Source organism: Gordonibacter sp. Marseille-P4307, from assembly GCF_900604965.1.
Lineage (GTDB): Bacteria > Actinomycetota > Coriobacteriia > Coriobacteriales > Eggerthellaceae > Berryella.
Genome location: NZ_UWPD01000001.1, coordinates 620,928 through 642,197, shown reverse-complemented (window position 1 = coordinate 642,197; position 21,270 = coordinate 620,928). Strand labels below are relative to the sequence as shown.

10 protein-coding genes, 3 rRNA genes and 1 other annotated feature are annotated in these 21,270 nt (G+C 61.5%); of the genes, 2 read left to right on the top strand and 11 right to left on the bottom strand.

Going from position 1 to position 21,270, the window contains the following annotated elements:
- Nucleotides 1-13: 13 nt before the first annotated feature.
- Nucleotides 14-1,912 (top strand): heavy metal translocating P-type ATPase, encoded by a 1,899-nt coding sequence (locus EIH26_RS02850; protein ID WP_124060675.1) that lies wholly within the window; start codon nt 14-16, stop codon nt 1,910-1,912.
- 132 nt (nt 1,913-2,044) lie between these two features.
- Here the strand turns inward: EIH26_RS02850 and EIH26_RS02845 are convergent, their stop codons facing one another.
- The 11 genes from EIH26_RS02845 to EIH26_RS02795 form a co-directional block, all read right to left on the bottom strand.
- Nucleotides 2,045-3,208 (bottom strand): DUF4013 domain-containing protein, encoded by a 1,164-nt coding sequence (locus EIH26_RS02845; protein WP_124060674.1) that lies wholly within the window; start codon nt 3,206-3,208, stop codon nt 2,045-2,047.
- A 196-nt stretch (nt 3,209-3,404) separates the two neighbouring features.
- Nucleotides 3,405-3,776 carry a 50S ribosomal protein L7/L12 gene (gene rplL / locus EIH26_RS02840; RefSeq protein WP_124060673.1) on the bottom strand — a complete coding sequence of 124 codons (372 nt, stop codon included), beginning with the start codon at nt 3,774-3,776 and terminating at the stop codon, nt 3,405-3,407.
- Nucleotides 3,777-3,858: 82 nt separating this feature from the next.
- The gene (rplJ, locus tag EIH26_RS02835) at nt 3,859-4,380 is read right to left on the bottom strand and encodes a 50S ribosomal protein L10 (RefSeq protein ID WP_124060672.1); all 522 of its coding nucleotides are present in this window, start codon (nt 4,378-4,380) and stop codon (nt 3,859-3,861) included.
- Between the two features lie 58 nt (nt 4,381-4,438).
- Nucleotides 4,439-4,575 (bottom strand) — a sequence feature (ribosomal protein L10 leader region).
- A 72-nt stretch (nt 4,576-4,647) separates the two neighbouring features.
- The gene (gene acnA, locus EIH26_RS02830) at nt 4,648-7,353 is read right to left on the bottom strand and encodes an aconitate hydratase AcnA (RefSeq protein WP_124060671.1); all 2,706 of its coding nucleotides are present in this window, start codon (nt 7,351-7,353) and stop codon (nt 4,648-4,650) included.
- A 101-nt stretch (nt 7,354-7,454) separates the two neighbouring features.
- On the bottom strand, nt 7,455-8,549 hold the full coding sequence (locus EIH26_RS02825) for an isocitrate/isopropylmalate dehydrogenase family protein (RefSeq protein ID WP_124060670.1): 1,095 nt from the start codon (nt 8,547-8,549) through the stop codon (nt 7,455-7,457).
- Between the two features lie 206 nt (nt 8,550-8,755).
- Nucleotides 8,756-9,367, bottom strand: coding sequence for a hypothetical protein (locus EIH26_RS02820; RefSeq protein WP_124060669.1), 612 nt, complete (start codon nt 9,365-9,367; stop codon nt 8,756-8,758).
- 249 nt (nt 9,368-9,616) lie between these two features.
- A 5S ribosomal RNA gene (gene rrf / locus EIH26_RS02815) occupies nt 9,617-9,731 on the bottom strand.
- Nucleotides 9,732-9,827: 96 nt separating this feature from the next.
- Nucleotides 9,828-12,806: ribosomal RNA gene (locus EIH26_RS02810) — 23S ribosomal RNA — on the bottom strand.
- Between the two features lie 347 nt (nt 12,807-13,153).
- A 16S ribosomal RNA gene (locus EIH26_RS02805) occupies nt 13,154-14,664 on the bottom strand.
- Together the 16S, 23S and 5S rRNA genes form the textbook arrangement of a ribosomal RNA operon.
- 480 nt (nt 14,665-15,144) lie before the next feature.
- The gene (tyrS, locus tag EIH26_RS02800) at nt 15,145-16,356 is read right to left on the bottom strand and encodes a tyrosine--tRNA ligase (protein ID WP_124060668.1); all 1,212 of its coding nucleotides are present in this window, start codon (nt 16,354-16,356) and stop codon (nt 15,145-15,147) included.
- 80 nt (nt 16,357-16,436) lie between these two features.
- Entirely contained in the window at nt 16,437-19,019 is a 2,583-nt protein-coding gene (locus EIH26_RS02795; RefSeq protein ID WP_124060667.1) for a U32 family peptidase, read from the bottom strand.
- A gap of 109 nt (nt 19,020-19,128) precedes the next feature.
- On the opposite strand from EIH26_RS02795, the gene EIH26_RS02790 reads away from it, so the two are divergent.
- Nucleotides 19,129-21,270 carry a transglycosylase domain-containing protein gene (locus EIH26_RS02790; RefSeq protein WP_124060666.1) on the top strand — a complete coding sequence of 714 codons (2,142 nt, stop codon included), beginning with the start codon at nt 19,129-19,131 and terminating at the stop codon, nt 21,268-21,270.

The window sequence follows — 21,270 nt, the reverse complement described above, 5'->3', positions numbered from 1 at the left end:
ATCGAGGAACCTCATGACCTCCCACCAGAAAAAGACCCTCATCCGCATCGTCGCCGCACTCGCGCTGTTCATATGCCTCCAGCTTGCTCCCCTCGACAGGCTGGCCGACCCCCCCGTAAACCTGTATCTGGAATTCGCGCTGTTCCTCGTTCCCTACCTTCTGGCCGGATACGACGTCATCGCGAAGGCCTGGCACGGCATAACGCACGGCCAGGTGCTCGACGAGAACTTCCTCATGACCATCGCAACGTTCGGAGCCTTTGCGCTGGTGCTGTTCCCCGAAAGCGATCCCCACATGGCCGAAGGGGCCGCCGTCATGCTGTTCTACCAATTGGGAGAATGGTTTCAATCCTACGCGGTGGGAAAATCCCGTAAATCGATCGCCGCCATGATGGACATCGCGCCCGACTACGCCAACCTCGTCTCAAACGAGGCCGTCGAGCAGGTCGACCCCTACTCCGTCAACCCGGGAGACACCATCGTGGTGAAACCGGGGGAGCGCGTCCCTTTGGACGGAACGGTGACGGAAGGATCGTCCCAGCTCGACACCTCCGCCCTCACCGGAGAAAGCGTCCCGCGCGTTGTCGAAACAGGAGCCGAGGTCATCAGCGGATGCATCAACATGACCGGGCCGCTGCATATCCGCGTCGAACGGCCCTACGACCAATCCACCGTGCAAAGAATCCTCGAGTTGGTTGAAAACGCCAGCGATCGCAAAGCGCGAACCGAAAACTTCATCACGCGATTCGCGCGCTACTACACCCCCGTCGTCGTCGGCCTCGCACTGGTCATAGCCTGTATCCCTCCCCTGTTACTGGGGCAGCTGTGGTCGGAGTGCGTAAAGAGCGCTTTGATATTTTTAGTGGTTAGCTGTCCGTGCGCCCTGGTAATCAGCGTTCCCCTTTCGTTTTTCGGGGGAATCGGAGCGGCATCGCGCGCGGGAATCCTGGTAAAAGGATCGAACTACCTCGAAGCGCTCGCCTCTGCCGAAACCGTCGCCTTCGACAAAACCGGAACTCTCACAAACGGAACGTTCAGCGTCGTTGCGATCCATCCCGCAGCCGATGTCGAACCCGACCTCGTGTTGTCCGTCGCCGCACATGCGGAGGTCTATTCCAACCACCCCATCGCACTGTCCCTGCGTCAAGCGTACAGCGGGAAAATCGACGCCGCGCGGGTCGATGACGTGGTCGAAAAAAGCGGACACGGCATACGTGCCCTTGTTGACCAGCGAATCGTCGTAGTTGGCAACGATGCCATGATGGGAAGCGAAAACGCTTCGTGGACACCGTGCGACCTAACCGGCACCGTGCTTCACGTGCTGCTAGACGGCGCCTACATCGGCCACATCGTCATCGCCGACATGGTGAAGGAAGACGCCCGCAAAGCTCTTGACGAGCTGCATCGGTGCGGCGTGAAGAAAACCGTCATGCTCACCGGCGATCGCGCGGAAGTAGCGAGCGCGGTAGCCGACGATCTGGGTATCGACGAGTTCAGAGCCCATCTGCTCCCCGCCGATAAGGTTAACGCGGTGGAAGACCTTTTGGCTTCGACAAGCGAACGCGGCAAGCTGGTGTTTGTGGGCGACGGCATAAACGACGCACCGGTGCTTATGCGCTCGGATGTCGGCGTCGCCATGGGAGCCCTGGGCTCCGATGCGGCCATCGAGGCCGCGGATATCGTGCTTATGGACGACCGTCCCTCGAAGATCGCCCTCGCGATCCGCATCGCGCGAAAAACGATGCGGATCGTAAAGCAAAACATCGCGTTTGCCATCGGTGTGAAAGTGCTCGTCATGGTGCTGGCCCTCCCCGTTTTCGGGATCGCCAACATGTGGATGGCGGTGTTCGGAGACGTCGGCGTATCCGTGATCGCCATCCTGAACGCCATGCGCGCCCTCAGAATCTCGTAAGCGTTGCGCACCGAAGGCGCGTACGTGCATCCCGAAAACTACCCCACACATAGAAACGCGGCCCCGAATCTTCTCGGGGCCGCGTCGTTTACCAAACGGTTTTCCGAGGCGGCAAGAACCCACCAGGAAGCTTTACTGGGAGGACTTCGGCGTATCCGCAGCGGAATCCGCATCCGCACCGGCGTCCGTCGCTGCGGAAACGTCCGCACCCGGATCGGCCTCGGGAACCGCGGCAACCGCGGCCTCGCCCTCAACGGCAGCGGGCGCCGACGCCTCTTCGTTCTGAGGCTGCCCGGCAACCGGAGCATCCGAGGCAACCGGCACCGTCGCCTGCGGGGCGCCCCAAACCTGCTGGACGCTATCGACAGGCTGCGGCTGCTGGGGGCGAACCTCCCTCGCAGGGTTCTCGAACGGAGCCGGATCATTCTGCCCGCCCCAATGCGGAACGTCGAACTGACCCACCCAGTAACCAAGAGCGCGCGCGGTGAGCGTCTCGACGATCATGGAGCACACGACAGCGGCATATGCCCAGATAGTGAAGAACAGACCGCCGACAAGCAGCGCGCTGATCACAGCCCCCACATTGCCCGCCGCACTGCCTCCGTCAACCATGGAGATGAACGTGCCGGCAAACATCGCCACGAAGACCAGCATGAGCAGCATGAAAATGAGGAAAAGGACGAAACCGGCCACGATATTGGCCAAAATAACCATCCCGAAGATGCGCAAGATGCCGCTGCCGTCGGCGCGCAGCATGCTCCACAGCTTCCCGACCTGAAATCCCGAAGAAAGATTATCGTAAATGGAAACGCGCATGCTCGCCGCCCACCGGAAGAAGCATATGCCCAACGTAAGGACCATTCCCAGCAGATACAGCAGCATGCCCGTCGTCAGGCTTCCAGCGGAAACGACCGGACCCCCGAACGAGGAAAACGAGCCGTGCGGGAAATAGCCGGAGTTCACCGAGCTTGCCAGCAAACCCGCCCAGCCTACGCCCATCGATCCTTCGGCGAAAGTGAAAACGATGTAGGGCAGCACCCCGGCCACGATGCCGATCACGAAGATGAAGAATCCTCGGCGGTACAGCTTGCCATCCTCGTTGGCGAAGATGCGAGCGGGAAGCGGGTTGCGCACCCCCCATGCTATATCGCGGGCCCAGCCGTAAAGATATCCCATAACCACGATCGCACCGAAAATGGGAATCATCGTTATCAGCGCGAGCAGCATCATCTTCCTAAGCCAACCTTCCGACTTAGTCAGATCGTTCCATGCTGTCTGGAAGTACTTGATCCGCATGCCAACTCCTTCACTCGATTGGCGTTTCGTTCCCGCCCTTTCGCAGGTACGTTTATCACCTTCTCATAAGAACACAAAAAACTGACGAAAACCTTGCACGGCGTGAAACTTTCTCAATAAAGGGCGACTGTTACGTCGCGGCCCAAACGAAAAGAGGGGGCCCGCAGGCCCCCTCCGAACAACCGCAAAACGCAGTTTACTTCAAGGTGACGGCAGCGCCGGCTTCCTCGAGCTTGGCCTTCATCTCGTCGGCCTTATCCTTGGCGACAGCCTCGGCGATAGCCTTGGGAGCGCCCTCGACAGCCTCCTTGGCCTCCTTCAGGCCCAGGCCGGTGATCTCGCGGACAACCTTGATAACGGCGATCTTGTTGTCGCCGAAGCCCTCGAGCACAACGTCGAAATCGGACTTCTCTTCGGCGGCCTCGGCAGGAGCAGCGGCAACCGCGACAGCGGCGGGAGCAGCAGCGGAAACGCCGAAGGTCTCCTCGATCATAGAAACGAGCTCGGAAGCCTCGAGAAGGGACATCTCCTTGAGGGCCTCGATGATTTCTTCTTTGGTAACAGCCATGACACTTTCCTTTCAGGGGGGCCGCTCGCGCGGCCGCGTTTCGTTGACTTAAGCGGCTTTCACGCCGCGCATGCTGCACGCGTTATGCAGCGGGCTTCTGCTCGGAGACCTGCTGAATCGTGCGGGCAAGACCGCTGGGAACGCCGTTGATGGAAACGGCGAGGCCGCGGGCGACACCGGAGATGGCGCCGGCGATCTGAGCGAGCAGCTGCTCGCGCGAAGGCAGCGAGGCAACGGCGTCGAACTGACCGGCGTTAACGAAGTCGCCGTCCATCATGCCACCCTTGATAACGAGCTTATCGTTATCCTTGGCGAACTCGGTCAGCGCCTTGGCGGACGCAACGGGGTCGTTCTTGCAGAACACGAAAGCAGAGGGGCCTTCCAAAACCTCATCGAGGCTGGCCATGTCGAGCTCTTTGAGAGCGATGCGAACGAGGGTGTTCTTGTACACCTTCATGGATGCGTCGGCCTCGCGGATATCGCGGCGAAGGCCTTCGACCTCTTTCACGCTCAGGCCGCGGTAATCCACAACCCAAACGGCCTTGACGTCGGTCAGATCCTCTTTGATGGAAGCCATCATCGCTTGATTCTGTGCGTTGGGCATGCAGTGCACCTCCTTTCGCTTGCAATCGGTTCCGCTCCGATTTCGGGTGGAGCCGTCCGTAGAAACGAAACGACCCCCGCCATCGAAAGACAGCGAGGGTCGGCACATACGTATCGCATGACCACCTCGGCGGGCCGCTGTTGCGTTTAAGCCCCGAAAGGCACCTGCTGTCTTTGGTAGCGGAACGGTTTACGTTCGCGCTGCGTAAAAGCAGCCATTACATATTACTCTGTTTTCAGGTCTTGTCAAGCACTCCGCCGACTCGATCTACTTCGAGGCCAGGCTGCGCAGCACGTACTGCAAGATACCCCCATGCTGCATATAGCGACCCTCGGTCGGGGTGTCCACGCGCACGATCGCGTCGAACAGCACCTCGCAGCCGTCGTCTCGACGGGCGCTTACGGAAACCACCCGGGGCTCGGGCAAACCGTTTGAAAAATCCACCGGAGCAACCGTGTAGGACTCTTCGCCTGTCAGCCCAAGCGTTTCCGCGTTCTGCCCTTCGGCGAACTGGAGCGGCAGCACGCCCATGCCAACGAGATTGGACCGATGGATGCGCTCGAAGCTCTCCGCGATCACGGCACGAACTCCCAGCAGCATCGGGCCCTTCGCCGCCCAATCGCGCGAAGATCCGCTCCCGTACATCTTTCCCGCAACGACGATGCTGGGAACGCAGCTGCTCCGATACGACTCGGAGACATCGAACAAAGGCTTGACCCGGCCGTCGGAGAAATCGAGCGACCAACCGCCCTTTCGACCCGCGGCGAGTTCGTTCATCAGCTTCACATTGGCAAACGTCCCCCGCATCATCACTTCGTGATTGCCTCGACGAGCACCCAGCGTGTTGAAATCGGCGCTTTTCACACCGTGCGACTCAAGGTACAGCGCCGCAGGGGATCCCGCAGCGATCGAACCGGCCGGCGATATGTGGTCGGTCGTGATGAAGTCGCCCAGCTTGGCCAGGACGCGCGCGCAGCAAGGCGCTTCGGAGGGAGCGGGATCGGCCCCCATCCCGTCGAAGTAAGGAGGGCGACGCACGTACGTGGACTCTCCATCCCAGGAAAACACCGAGCTGGGGGAAACGTCGAGGCTTCTCCATGCCCGCGTTCCCTCGAACATGCCGACCGCGCCCTCGCTGTAGGCCTGCGCCGTCACGAATCTCTCCACAAGCTCGTCCAGCTCTTCGGCCGAAGGCATGAGATCGCGGGCGAACACGCTGTTGCCCTTCAGATCGACACCCAAAGGTTCGCTCTCGAAGTCGAAGTCAACCGTTCCGGCAATCGCATACACGATGACCGCAGCGGGCTGCATGAGATAGTTCTGAGATACGTCGGGAGAAATACGACCCTCGAAGTTCCTGTTCCCCGACAAAACGCTCGCAAGCTCGATGCGATCGCACACCTCGTGCATTTCGGGCTTGATGGGACCCGAGTTGCCGATGCAGCTCATGCAGCCGTATCCGCAGTTGAAAAACCCTACCGACCGCAGAGAACCCAGGAGGCCGGCGCGATCGAGAATCTCGGTCCCCGCATGGCTTCCAGGAGCAAATACGCACTTCACCCAAGGTTGGGGTTTCAGCCCCGCGCGCTCGGCGTTGCGCGCGGCAAGGCCCGCCGCCAGCATCATCCGCGGATCGGCCGCGGTCGTGCAGCTGGTGATGGCGGCGATGGCCACGGCGCCATGGGCAAGTTCGTGACGCACCCCGTCGATGGTCACGACCGAGCGCTCGTCGCTGCTCAGCCCGCGTTCCAGCCGAAGCGCCTCGAAACGCTCTTTCGCGTCGGAAAGATCGAAGCGGTCGTGCGGCCGCGACGGACCCGACATGGATGCGGAAACCTGGGACAGATCGAGTTCGATAACCTCGGAATACACGCGCTCTGCCCCAGCATCGTGCCAAAGTCCCTGAGCCTTGGCGTATGCCTCGACCAGCGCCACCTGCCGGTCGGAGCGGCCCGTCATGCGGAAGAAATCAAGCGTGCGGCCGTCAACGGGAAACAGCGTGCAGGTGCTGCCGTACTCGGGGGTCATATTGGAAATGCAGGCCCTCTGAGTGGCGCTCAGGCTGTCAAGGCCCGAGCCGAAGCATTCGACGAAGCATCCGACCACGCCGCGCGATCTCAGCATCTGGGCGAATCTCAGCGCCACGTCCATAGCCGATACGCTACCCGAAAGCTCCCCGGTAAGACGAACGCCCACCACGCGGGGGACGAGCGTGGTGATGGGCTGGCCCAAAGCGGCCGCTTCGGCCTCGATGCCCCCCACGCCCCAACCCAGAACCCCAATGCCGTTTGCGGTGGGAGTATGGCTATCGGTTCCCACCAGCGTATCGAAATAGGCTACGGGACGGCTCGTCGCATCGCATCCGCAAACGTCGGACGCGTCGCAAACGTTCCCCTCCGCATCGCGAACCATCGCGATCTGAGCGAATTTTTCGATGTTCAGCTGATGGCAGATCCCCGATCCGGGGGGCACGATCCTCACGTTCCGAAACGAATCCTGAGCCCACTTCAAAAAGCGGTAGCGCTCCGCATTTCGCTGGAATTCCAGCTCCATGTTCCTGTCGATCGCCGATGTGCTCCCCGCCTCGTCGGCGATCACCGAATGATCGATAACCAGATCGCACGGGATCTGGGGGTTGATGCGAGCCGGATCGCCCCCGATCTGAGCGCAGGCCTCCCTCATAACGGCAAAATCGACGAACACAGGTACGCCGGTGAAATCCTGGAATAAAACGCGCGATGGGGAGAACTCGATCTCCTCTCCGGGAACGCCTGCCAAACCGGCATCGACGATCCGCTGGACGCAGTCAAGCGCAGCGGACTCTCCCTCGACGCACCGCAGCGCGTTTTCAACGAGAACCGTCAACGCATAGGGAAGCCTGTCGGTTCCTGGAACCTGGGAAACCGGATAATACTCGAACTCGGACCCCTCGACGTCCAGCACCCGCTTGAACGATTCGTTGCACCTCGTCATCGCCACCCCTAACGTAAGCTCTGTCTCGTCGGGCTAGAAAGCACCGCGCTATCGATATGCGCCTCCCGCAACCCAATACCCTTCGGCTTTGAGGCAAGCCGCTACAAAGACCTCATGACCTCGATCAGATTCTCCGTGAACGCCGTACAAGAGGCCGCAGGCTCCTTCGACCCGGTCGCCCAGCGAATATCCCCCGTCAGGCACGAACCCTCTGCGTATACGCGGCGAACCGCTTCCCGAATTCGAGAAGCGGCTTCTCGCTCCCCCAAGTGATCGAGCATCATGGCAGCGGATAGAATCTCAGCCGTCGGATTCGCCTTGTCCTGGCCCGCGATATCGGGCGCCGACCCGTGCACGGCTTCGAACACCGCGCAGCCATCCCCGATATTGGCGCCCGGAGCGATCCCCAGGCCGCCCACGAGCCCCGCGGCAAGATCGCTTGCGATATCGCCGTAGAGGTTCGGGAATACCACCACATCGAACTGACCGGGTTCGATCACCAGATTCATGCAGAACGCGTCAACGATGCGCTCGTCGAAGGCGACGCGACCTTCGTATTCCGCGGCAACCTCGCGCGCCACCGTCAGAAATAATCCGTCGGAGTGCTTCATGATGTTCGCCTTGTGGACAGCGGTCACCTTCCGGCGACCCTGGGCGAGCGCATACTCGAATGCGGCGCGAACGATGCGGCGCGATCCCGTAACCGATATGGGCTTGATGGATATGCCGGAATCGCGGCGAATCGAACCCGCTCCGACGCTCTGGCACAAGTCGATGATTTTGCCGGCACCCTCGCTTCCCTGCTCGAACTCGACTCCTGCGTACAGGTCTTCCGAATTCTCGCGAACGATAACAAGATCGACGTCTTCGTAGCGACCGCCCGCACCGGGAAGCGATCGCACCGGGCGCAGGCAGTTATACAGGTCCAGCGCTTTGCGCAAAGCAACGTTCACGCTGCGAAATCCGCCCGCCACCGGAGTGGCGATCGGACCTTTGATGGCGACCCCATTCCTGCGTATCGACTCGAGTGTAGATTCGGGAAGGGGGGTTCCCTCGGTCTCGATGCACTCGGCTCCCGCTAAAGCGATTTCCCACGCGATATCGACGCCGCTCGCATCCACTACGCGCTGCATGGCGGCAGAAGTTTCGACTCCGATTCCATCTCCGGGGATAAGGGTGACAACGTGGCGAGTCATGACGCTCCTATCTCGAAATCCCAACAGCTGGCGTAAAGGGGTGACGCGCGCCTGGAAAGCACGGCTGCGCGCACATGCCGAAAGCCAAAGCAAGCTTGCATCGATTTGCCCGCAAACAATGTGCAATCAATCTAATGCTAGCGGTCTTTTCCCAGATACAGGGCCAGAAAAAGGCGAATGCGCAGCATTGCTGCGCATTCGGTAGATCACTGTACGGCGCGAGCGCTCTCGATGATCTGGATCGCCTTCTTCTTCGAGAGCCCCTTGCCATTCGTCGCATCGAACGACATTCTGTCGATCAGAGCCTGGCGAACCTCTGCCGATATCGATGCAACCGCGAACTCCGACACCGCACCCAGCATCTCGGAAAACTCCAGGTCTCCGTGATAGCACTGAACAGCCTCGTCGATGAGGGGCCACACGCGCTCGGACTCATCGACTCCCGTTGCGCCGTATTTGCACAGGAATCTTACGGATGAAAGACGCACCGGGCCGTTCGATTCATCGAAGAGCGCCGACTCGACATCGTCGAGAGCCGCCGCGCACGCCTGCGCAGCATGGGGAACCAACAGCGTCAGCGCATCGATACATTCCCAACGCGTCTGAGCCTCCGGACGGTTCAGGCCGTCTACCAGGGCATTGATGTAGGGAACGAGCAGTTCGGCGTTTTCGCGCGCGATCATGGCCAGCGCCGATGCCGAAGCCTGACGGGATCGCCTGGAAGCCCCTTCGAGACTTTTCACGAGATCGATCAGGACATCCTCGCTGGACAAAGCCTTGACTGCAAGCTGTTTTGGATCAAAAGAGAATTCGGGCACAGGTCACTCCCCTTTACAGGAAAAAGGACGCTAAAACGAATATTTTCATTATATAAGCGGAAGAAAAGACCGGTTTCCGAACGGTCTGAATTTACACGCTTATTACCTTATTGAAAGATATTCAGAAAGACTGAACCGAAGATGCGAAAGTTCGCGCATAACCCGAACCGAACCGCCCGCATGCCCGAAACGAAGAGGAGGGGGCCCTCGCGGGCCCCCTCCCTCGCGCACCTCCCGGTGCGCCCTGCGCGAGCGCGGCTCCCTATCCTCCCGCAGCCTGGCGCTGCAGTACTTTCGGCGACGGCGGGCTTAACTGCCGAGTTCGGAACGGGATCGGGTGATCCCCGCCTCCATGGCCGCGCTCGCGCAGGGCGCGGGCGGTGGTGCTCTGCGGCACCCTGGCGGCTGCACAGCGCCCATCGAGAGCGACCGCGGCGCGGACATGCGCGGCGGACCGTGTTGAGAGAAGAGCTCGGCCGATTAGTACCGCTCGCCTGAGCCCGTCGCCGGGCTTGCAGCTGCGGCCTATCAACCTCGTGGTCTACGAGGGGCCTTACCGGACAGAGGGCTCATCTTGGAGGCGGCTTCCCGCTTAGATGCCTTCAGCGGTTATCCGCGCCGGACGCGGCTAAGCAGCCGTGCCGTTGGTCGACAACTGCCGCACCGGAGGTCCGTCCGCCCCGGTCCTCTCGTACTAGGGGCGGGTCTCCTCAACCCTCTTGCGCCTGCGGAGGATAGGGACCGAACTGTCTCACGACGTTCTGAACCCAGCTCGCGTACCGCTTTAATGGGCGAACAGCCCAACCCTTGGGACCGACTCCAGCCCCAGGATGCGATGAGCCGACATCGAGGTGCCAAACCTTGCCGTCGATGTGGACTCTTGGGCAAGATCAGCCTGTTATCCCCGGAGTACCTTTTATCCGTTGAGCGACGGCCATTCCACGCTGGGCCGCCGGATCACTAGAACCTGCTTTCGCACCTGCTCGGCTTGTTGGCCTCGCAGTCTATCCCGCTTGCACTCTTGCGCTCTCGGGACGGTTGCCGACCGTCCTGAGCGGACCTTCGCGCGCCTCCGTTACGCTTTGGGAGGCGACCGCCCCAGTCAAACTGCCCGCCTGGCACGGTCCACCCGCCGGATCACGGACGGGCGTTAGGCCGCCGGCGCGAAGAGGGCAGTATTCCAAGGTCGGCTCCACCGGGGCTGGCGCCCCGGCTTCGATGCCTCCTGCCTATCCTCTACGCTCCGGGCCAACGGCCAATGCCAAGCTGCAGTGAAGGTTCACGGGGTCTTTCCGTCCTTCCGCAGGTAGCTCGCATCTTCACGAACAATGCAATTTCACCGGGACCGTGGTCGAGACAGCGCCCAAGTCGTTACGCCGTTCGTGCAGGTCGGAACTTACCCGACAAGGAATTTCGCTACCTTAGGACCGTTATAGTTACGGCCGCCGTTTACCGGGGCTTGGCTTCGGCGCTTCGCCTTGCGGCTGACGCGTCCGCGTAACCTTCCGGCACCGGGCAGGCGTCAGACCCTATACGTCGCCTTGCGGCTTGGCAGAGTCCTGTGTTTTTGGTAAACAGTCGCTTGGGCCAATCCGCTGCGGCCGCCAGCGGCTTCGGGGGCGGGCCCCTACACCGCCGGCGGCACCCCTTCTTCCGAAGTTACGGGGCCATTATGCCGAGTTCCTTGACCACGGTTCCCCCGATCGCCTCGGTATGCTCTACCTGCCCACCTGTGTCGGTTTTGGTACGGGCGCCCATGGCGCTCGCATGCGCGGTTTTTCTAGGAAGCATGGAATCTGCGGCTTCGCACCAGGTGCTTCGTCTCGCCTCTCGGGATCAGCGCCGACCGTGCTTGACAAATCGGCTCCCTACCGGCTTTCACGTGGACGTCCAGAACCACGCCCGCATATCCTTCTCCGTCACCGCTCACGCTCGGGCGCGCCATGGGCGGTACGGGAATGTCCGCCCGTTGCGCATCGGCTACGCCTTCCGGCCTCGCCTTAGCTCCCGACTGACCCTGGGGGGATTAGCCTCGCCCAGGAAACCTTAGGCTTGCGGCGGACGAGTTTCTCGCTCGTCTCTCGCTACTCATGCCAGCATTCTCGCTTCCCGGAAGTCCACGGCGGGTCGCCCCTGCCGCTTCGCCCCTCCGGGAACGCTCCCCTACCGCCGGATACGGTGTATCCGGCCCGCCGCTTCGGCGCCGTGCTTAGCCCCGTGTATTGTCGGCGCGCTCCCACTCGACCAGTGAGCTGTTACGCACTCTTTGAATGCATGGCTGCTTCTAAGCCAACATCCTGGCTGTCTGGGCGAGCGCACATCCTTTGCCACTCGGCACGGACTTGGGGGCCTTGGCGGGCGGTCTGGGCTGTTTCCCTCTCGAGCGCGCAGCTTAGCCCACGCGCTCTGACTCCGGGCCTGTGGGCCCGCGGCATTCGGAGTTTGGTTTCCTTCGGCAGGCGGTGAAGCCCCCTAGGGAATCCAGTGCTCTACCACCGCGGGTGAACGGCCCGGGCTAGCCCTAAAGCTATTTCGGGGAGAACGAGATATCTCCGGGTTTGATTGGCCTTTCACCCCTATCCTCGGGTCATCCCCTCCGTTTTCAACCGAAGTGGGTTCGGCCCTCCACGGGGTCTTACCCCCGCTTCAGCCTGCCCAAGGATAGCTCACCCGGCTTCGCGTCGGCGGCATGCGACTCACGCGCCCGTTTGAAGGCTCGCTTTCGCTGCGGCTCGCTTCTAAGCTTAACCTCGCCGCATACCGCCACTCGCTGGCTCATTCTACAAAAGGCACGCCGTCACGGCATTTCCAGCCGCTCCGACTGCTTGGGGGCGCACGGTTTCAGGTGCTGTTTCACTCCCCTCTCGGGGTGCTTTTCACCTTTCCCTCACGGTACTGGTTCGCTATCGGTCACAGGAGAGTGTTCAGCCTTGGAGGGTGGTCCCCCCGGCTTCGGTCCGGGTTTCACGTGCCCGGACCTACTCGGGGACGCGCCGGCGGAGGCCATGGGTTTCGCGTACGGGGCTCTCACCCGCTTCGGCCGGCCTTCCCAGGCCGTTCCGCTACCTCATGAGCTTTGTGACTCCGCGGGGACCCTGGGGGGTCCCCCTCGCGCGCCCCGCAACCCCGAAGACGCGAACCCCCCAGGGCGCGTGCGTTCTTCGGTTTGGGCTGGTGCGCTTTCGCTCGCCGCTACTCGCGCAATCTCGGTTGATTTCTCTTCCTCCGGGTACTTAGATGTTTCAGTTCCCCGGGTTGCCGCTTCCCGCCGTATGCGTTCGGGCGGGAGCGAGCGGGCATAACCCCGCTCGGGTTCCCCCATTCGGAGACCTGCGGATCGAGGGCCGTTTGCGCCTCCCCGCAGCTTATCGCAGCTTACCGCGTCCTTCTTCGGCTTCCTGTGCCAAGGCATCCGCCGTGCGCCCATGGTATCTTCGCTCTAGATCCGCTGTCAGTTCCCTGACATGAAAATCCCGATGGGTTTCGTATCGCATATCGCGCGTTGAAACGCGATCGCAGATGCGATGGCCGTGCTTGAAAAGCACGACTATCTGTATCTTTGGAGAACCATATTCAATATGGTTATGATCATCATCTTTGTTCTCGATGAAACGCTATGCAGCTGTCAAGGTGCCGTCGGGGGCCGGAGCCCTCGGAGCCGGATGCTGGATTACGGGGGGCGGACGGCGCCCCGGTTCGGTCGGCCCTTCGGCCGGCCTAGCCTTCAGGTGTCATTCCAGGCCGCGGGCGGTCGCCCGCGGTAGGACACTTCGCGTGTCTCCCTAGAAAGGAGGTGATCCAGCCGCACCTTCCGGTACGGCTACCTTGTTACGACTTCACCCCCCTCACCCTCCACACCTTCGACGCCTCCGCCCCCTCGCGGGGTTCGGCCGGCGGCTTCGGGTGCAGACGACTCGGGTGGTGTGACGGGCGGTGTGTACAAGGCCCGGGAACGCATTCACCGCGGCGTGCTGATCCGCGATTACTAGCAACTCCGGCTTCACGGAGGCGGGTTGCAGCCTCCGATCCGAACTGGGGCCGGCTTTACGGGATTCGCTCCCCATCGCTGGGTGGCAGCCCGCTGTGCCGGCCATTGTAGCACGTGTGCGGCCCAGGGCATAAGGGGCATGATGACTTGACGTCGTCCCCGCCTTCCTCCGGTTTGTCACCGGCAGTCCCCCGCGAGTCCCCAACTGAATGCTGGCAACACGGGGCAGGGGTTGCGCTCGTTGCGGGACTTAACCCAACATCTCACGACACGAGCTGACGACAGCCATGCACCACCTGCGCAGGCTCCTCTCGGCCACGGCGTTTCCGCCGCTTCACCTGCATGTCAAGCCCTGGTAAGGTTCTTCGCGTTGCTTCGAATTAAGCCACATGCTCCGCTGCTTGTGCGGGCCCCCGTCAATTCCTTTGAGTTTTAGCCTTGCGGCCGTACTCCCCAGGCGGATCGCTTAATGCGTTGGCTTCGGCACGGGGGGAAGGCTCCCCCCACACCTAGCGATCATCGTTTACGGCTAGGACTACCAGGGTATCTAATCCTGTTCGCTCCCCTAGCTTTCGCGCCTCAGCGTCAGTGCCGGCCCAGCAGGCTGCCTTCGCCATCGGTGTTCTTCCCGATATCTGCGCATTCCACCGCTACACCGGGAATTCCGCCTGCCTCTACCGCACTCGAGCCCTCCAGTTCGGAACCCGGCCCGAGGTTGAGCCCCGGGGTTAGAGGTTCCGCTTGAAGAGCCGCCTGCGCGCGCTTTACGCCCAATGAATCCGGATAACGCTCGCCCCCTACGTATTACCGCGGCTGCTGGCACGTAGTTAGCCGGGGCTTCTTGTGCAGGTACCGTCACTATCTTCCCTGCTGAAAGCGGTTTACAACCCGAAGGCCGTCGTCCCGCACGCGGCGTTGCTGCGTCAGGGTTGCCCCCATTGCGCAATATTCCCCACTGCTGCCTCCCGTAGGAGTCTGGGCCGTATCTCAGTCCCAATGTGGCCGGTCGGTCTCTCAACCCGGCTACCCATCGTCGGCACGGTGGGCCGTTGCCCCGCCGTCTACCTAATGGGCCGCGACCCCATCCCCCGCCGCCTGGGCTTCGCCCGGCCCCCCATGCGGGGGGCCGGGATCGTCCGGTATTAGCCGGGGTTTCCCCCGGTTGTCCCGGTGCGGAGGGCAGGTTGGTCACGTGTTACTCACCCGTTCGCCACTCTATTCACGGCCGAAGCCGTCTTAACCGTTCGACTTGCATGTGTTAGGCACGCCGCCAGCGTTCATCCTGAGCCAGGATCGAACTCTCCGTTCGAAGTAAGCTCTAAACTAAAGTAACCGCCCCTCCCCTCGCGGGGACGGGCTGACGTGGTCCGTCTGATCCATCGGAGTCTGTTCGACTCGATCTCTCGATCTTTCCGTATCCAGTATCCGGTTCTCAAGGTTCCGGCCGGGGCCATCCGGCCCGGCCCGCCTCCCGCTCCCGCGTTCGGCGCGAGGAGTAATTCTAGGGCATCCGGATCGCTCCGTCAACCCCCTTTTTTTCCCGCCCCCCGCGGCCCTGCGGGCCCCGGGTTCCGGGCGCGCCCTCCCCGAGCGCGGGTTGCTACTATACGCCCCCCGGGGCCGCGGCGCAACGGGGGATCCCGTTTGTGGAGGGTTCTCCACAAACGGGGGGAGCGGGGGGTCGCATCATAGAAGCCCGAAAACAATCGAGGAGCAGAATATCCTCCGCCCCTCGATCTCGCATATATATGTATAAAGAGCTTTCGTTCAGGCAAACCTACGTCAGTTGCTAAACGATCTTGACGAACTTGCGCTTCCCCACCTGCACAACCGCACCTGACAGTTTGGCGGGATCGATGTTGTAGCTCTTAGCGGGAACCGCTTCGCCATCGATTTTAACTCCGCCTCCATCGATAAGCCGACGCGCTTCTCCCGCGCTGGCCGCAAGGCCCGAATCGGCGATGATCTTCGCAAGATAGACCGTTCCCTCGTCATTCGGCGCAAGATCGGCGGGGAACTCGGCGATATCGTCGGGAAGCGCATGCTGTTTGAACAGCAGATCGAACGATGCCTCGGCCTCGGCAGCCTCGGCCTCGCTGTAGTAAGCCGCAACGATGTTGCGGGCAAGCGAGCGCTTCACCTTGTTCGGATGCAGCGCTCCTCTCGCCACGCCTTCGACGATGCGCTCTATCTCGGCCACTTCGACCGTGGATGCAAGCCGGAAGTACTTCTCCATCAGCTCGTCGGGGATAGACATCACCTTGCCGAACATATCGGCGGGCTCATCGGTAAGCCCGATGTAGTTGCCGTAGCTCTTCGACATCTTCTGAACACCGTCGGTTCCCTCCAGCAAGGGAAGCGTCAGGCACACCTGCGGTTCCATTCCCATCTTCTCCATGAGTTCGCGGCCCGCAAGGAGGTTGAACAGCTGATCGGATCCTCCCAGCTCGACATCGGCCTTGATGACGACCGAATCGTACGCCTGCATGATGGGGTACAGGAATTCATGAACGCCGATGGGTTGATTTCCGGTGTAGCGCTTGTGAAAATCGTCGCGCTCGAGGATGCGAGCCACCGTGAACAGGCTGGCAAGCTCGAGGATCTTGCGCATATCGATCTCGAAGAGCCATTCGGAGTTGTACACGAGCGTGGTCTTTTCGGGGTCGAGTACCTTGAACGCCTGATCGACGTATGTCTGGGCGTTTTCCCGAATCTGCTCGAGGGAAAGCTGGGGACGCGTGCTGTTGCGGCCCGAAGGGTCTCCGATCAACGCAGTACCGTCGCCGATGATGAGCGTGACCTGATGCCCCAGGTCCTGGAACTGGCGCAGCTTGCGCAGGGGAACCGCATGTCCCAGATGGATGTCGGGAGCCGTGGGGTCGACGCCCAGCTTGATGTTCAGAGGCCTGCCCCGCTTGAGCTTCTCGACCAGGGCCTGTTCGGGAACGACCTTGTCGGCACCCGAGGAGATGATGCGGATTTGCTCTTCGACAGACTGCATAGGTTTCCAATCGACGGTGAGGTTCGGTACAACAGAAGGCGATTCTAGCACGTTATCAGGCCGCGCGCCCTTTCCGCGCCCTATGACACCCCGCGAAACAGATGTCCGGTGGTGGTTCCCCGGCGCTTCTCGACCGAACGACCCTCTTCGCGGGCAAGCTTGAGCGCTCGAACGACGCGCGAGACCGCAGCATGGGCCTCGTTCTTATCCATGAGGGTCGTATCGACCATGAACGACGATATCCCTATGGACAGCAGGTCGGGCAGGCACGGCACGATGTCGAGCTCGATGCCGTTGTAGAGGTGGCTGCGCCCCATGGAATCGGTGACCACCGGGAAATCGAACCCTTTGCGATCTTTCAGGTGGTGCTCGACGTTGCGTCGGCGGCACGCTGCGCAGTTCTGATCGCAGGGTCCCTGGCTCATAAGGAGGCAGTGCTCGGTCACCATCAGCTCCTGAGCACCCGACACCGTAATCCCGAGGGGGACAGACGATCCGTCCGCAAGGTCGGCGATCTGACCAAGCGTCAATTCGGGGGACAGCCACACCCGGGCAACCCCCCACTGTTCAACCAGGCGCAGCCCCGCCGCGTTCGTGAGGGGAACATGGGGACCCAACTCGACGAGGGCGCCGTATGCCTGAGCCCGCACGCAAGAAGCCAAGCTGTCCGCAAACACCCGTTTGCCTTCGCGCACGTAGTCCCACACGTCGAACCCGCAGGCATCTTCACGGGTGCCCTCGATCGGGTCGTGATCGACGGTGGGAAGCGCCATCACCTTCTGCTTGGGATATCCCGCCTGCTCGTTTTCCTCGCGCCGAACGCCGGCGAGAACCGACTCTCCGCGCTTGTAATTGAGAATGGGGATGTACACGACGTCGGCCCCCGCGCGCTTCGCGGCCCGCGCACATGCGGGGTTTGAAGCCCACGCGACCACCGACACCTGATCGGGGCGCTTGCGCGGGGTCGCCGCAGCAGAAGCGCCAAGCGTTTCCGCGAAACCGATGTTTTGCCGGGAACGCTCATTCAGCTTCCCGATAAGGCTGCGGCGCTTGGCCGCATACAGATCGAGTATCTGCTCTTGCAGGCGGACAAGCGCCTCCGACCTCAAACGATGCAGCTGCGAAAAACCCATGCCCGCACCCTCGGAAAGCTCGATATCAAGCGAGACGAGGGCAAAGGGCGTCTGCCCGAACCGATCGATATGGGATTCGACGTCTTCGGTCGAGAGGGGCTTGGTGCGCGCAAGCTCGACGGGCGCGCCTTCGGCGGCACCGACGTATCCGAAAACGGCCCGCGTCTGTTCCTCGCAGGCGACAGCCGACGGAAAGGCGGCGGCCGCAATGCGTTGGGCCCCGCGCCAGCCATGCGCCAGCGAGAACTCCACACGCGCCGGCTCCCCCAACGCCAACCGAACGCGCCCGATCACCGGCACACGCGGCTCGAGGGCATCGTCGGTGAACTCCGCAGCCGCATTGCGTACGCGAAACACCCGATCCCCCTTCCCCACTTTCTGTTCGGGCGCCAGACGAATCCTACCGTCGCGCGCAAAGGAAGCCGCGGTAAGAGGGCACGCGAAATGGCCGCGCTTGGTCCAAAACTCGACCACGTCTCCGGGATTGAGTTCGATGTGAGTGGCTATCTCGACAAAACCTTCCTTGACCTCGGACACGCGACCGGCCAGGACTCCGCGGTTGTTCGGACGGCCGTAGCTCATGATCTCGTTTCCGCGATCACCCGTGAGGTAGGCGGTGGTGAACCCGCGCGAAAACGCCTCGGACAAAACCCCCCTCTGCTGATCGGTGGGCCGAGCGTCGCGTCCGGCAAGCGCTCGGTCCAAAATATCACGGTACACCGACACGACCGAGAACACGTACGTCGCGGACTTCATACGGCCCTCGATTTTCAACGACGACGTACCCGAAGCTACCATCTGGGGCATCACTTCAGCTGTGCAGAAATCACGAGGAGAGAGCAGGTGCGCCCCCGCGGCTGGCAGAGGCTTGGAGCGATCGTCGCTCTGCAATTCGTAGGGAAGACGGCAGGCCTGCGCGCATGTTCCCCGATTCGCCGACCTCCCCCCGATCAGAGACGACATCAGGCACTGCCCCGAATAGCACACGCACAGAGCGCCGTGAGCGAACGTCTCGACTGTCATCCCGAAATCGGCCGCCACTTCGGCAAGCGAAGCGATCTCGGCGAACGACAACTCGCGAGCCAATGTAACGCGCGAAGCGCCCAGTCGGGCCGCGGCCTCGATCCCTGCAGCGCTATGGGTGTTCAGCTGCGTTGAAATATGCAGTTCAACCTGGGGAATCTCTTGACGAATGCGCGCAGCCAAGCCAAGATCCTCGACGATCACCGCATCGGCTCCCGCTGCGACGGCCTGCCTGGCGGTTTCGACCGCACGATCGATTTCCGAAGGAAGAATGGCGATGTTCAGCGCCATATAGATGGCGACACCGCGCAGATGTGCGTAATCGCACGCCTCTGCAAGCGAATCCATCGTGAAATTATCGGCCCCGCGACGTGCGTTGAAGTCGCCCAGGCCCAGATACACCGCGTCGGCCCCTGCCGCGACGGCGGCATGGAGACACTCGACGTTACCCGCAGGTGCCAGCAGCTCGACGTTTTTCCCCGCCCCTGATAGATCGAATTCGGTCATAATTATCCTCGGTAGTAACGACCCCCGACGCGCACAATGCGCGCCTCTCATATATAGTTGTACCCGCGTCAGACGAAAAAGCCAGCCAAACACAGTACAGGTGCCCTTTATGAAAGCTCGCCGTAAATTCCGCCACGCAAAGACCCACGCCGTTGGATGGTCCCTCGTCGTTGCGTCCGCCATAGTCGTAACGCTTGCGACGGGAGCCTGCATCGGGGTCTGGAACGCCGTCGGCGCATGGACCCAAAACCTGCCCAGCCTGAACAACACGGATACGTTCAATTTCGCACAGCAATCCTATATGTACGCCGCCGACGGTACAACGCTGTTGGCCGAATTCCAATTGGAAAAGCGCGACCCCGTTGAGAAATCGGAGATTTCCCCGTACGTTCTGAAGGGCACCGTGGCAACCGAGGACCTGCGCTTCTACGAGCACAGCGGTATCGACCCCTGGGGTATCGCGCGCGCACTATATTCCAACCTGGCCGGACAACAGCTCGAAGGAGCCTCGACCATCACCCAGCAGCTGGTTCGCAACACCGTTTTGTCAGAAGAGGCAACCGACATCACGATCGAGCGAAAGGTTCGCGAAGCGGCGCTCGCACTTGAGATGGAGAAGAAATACTCCAAAGATGAAATCCTCAACCTGTACCTGAACGTCATCAACTACGGCGACGGCTGCTACGGCATCGAAGCCGCCGCCCAAAACTACTTCCAAACCCCGGCGGCCGATCTGAGCATCGCCCAGGCGGCAACGCTGGTCGGCATCCCCCAATCTCCCAACCAGCTCAACCCCAAAGAGCACCCCGATGCGTGCCTGGCGCGCAGAAACGTGGTGCTTGCGCGCATGTTGAAGGCGGACGTCATTACCGAAAGCGAGTACAAAAGCGCCCTGAACCAGGATCTCGGACTAAATCCGAAGGCCGCCGCCCCGTTCCAGGGGATCTACGCCTATCCTTATTTCACCAGCTATGTGCGCAGTCAGCTGCTGGAAGAGGGAAACCAGTACGACTGCTCGTATGCCGATCTGTTCGAGGGCGGTCTGACCATCTACACCACCCTCGATACTTCCCTGCAAGACAAAGCGGATCAGGCATGCGCTCAGCAATACGCCTCCATGAGCGGCGACCTGGACGCCTCGCTGGTGGCGATGAGCCCGAAAGACGGACACGTTCTCGCTATGGTGGGCGGAAAAGACTACTATACCGACCAATGGAACATCGCAACGCAGGGAGGCCGACCGGCGGGCTCCGCCTTCAAGATGTTCACGCTGATCGGCGCATTGCAGGCCGGGATCAGCCCCTCGACCGTCATCGACTGCACCGATCCTTATACCCTGCCGAACGGCGATAAGCTGCACAACTTCGACAGCATCAACTACGGACGACGCTCGATATCCAGCGCAACCGCGGTTTCATCGAATACGGGCTACTACCGCCTCATCGAGAAGGTGGGAACCGACAAGGTGATCGATATCGCCCATTCGATGGGCGTCAAGCAGAAGCTTCCCTCCTACCCCATCATCACGCTGGGAACCGAAAACGTCACGCCGCTTGAAATGGCCACCGCCTACAACACGCTGGCCGCGCAGGGGATCAAGCGCGATCCGGTGATCATCACCAAAATCGTGAACAGCGAGGGCAAGGTGATCTACGAAGAGAAGAACAAAAGCGAGCGCGTGCTGACCGAGGAGATTGCCGGTGCCGCCACCAAGGTGCTGCGCGGCGTGTTCGAGACCCGCGAGGGAACCGCCTACGGCTACGCTCCCTCGAACGGCCAGAAGGTTGCCGGCAAAACCGGTACCGGCACCGAGTTCAGAGATCACTGGCTGGTGGGCTACTGCCCCACGCTCACCTGCTCGGTATGGATCGGCAACCGCGACTACTCGACCACCAGCCCGTCGCTCACCGCATCCCCCTTGTGGAAGAGCTTCATGTCGAAGGCCCTGGAAGGACAGCCCGTCGTCCCCTTCCCCACCGTCGCCGATCCTTCGTATGCGAAGTCCAGCGGCTCGGAGACGGATTCCGATAAGGATAGCGAAGACGACAAGGACATCGACGAATCCGTGCAGGGCGCCGACCCCGCAAGCGCACCGAGCGTCGTCGGCATGAACCTCTCGGATGCGCTGTCTTCCCTGAGCAGCTACTGGATCGTGTATATCGAGGTCAAGTCGAGCGAACCTGCCGGAAAGGTGATCTCGCAGTCAATCGAGGGCAAAGCAGTGTCCCTGGTGGTGTCGGCGGGGCCGTAG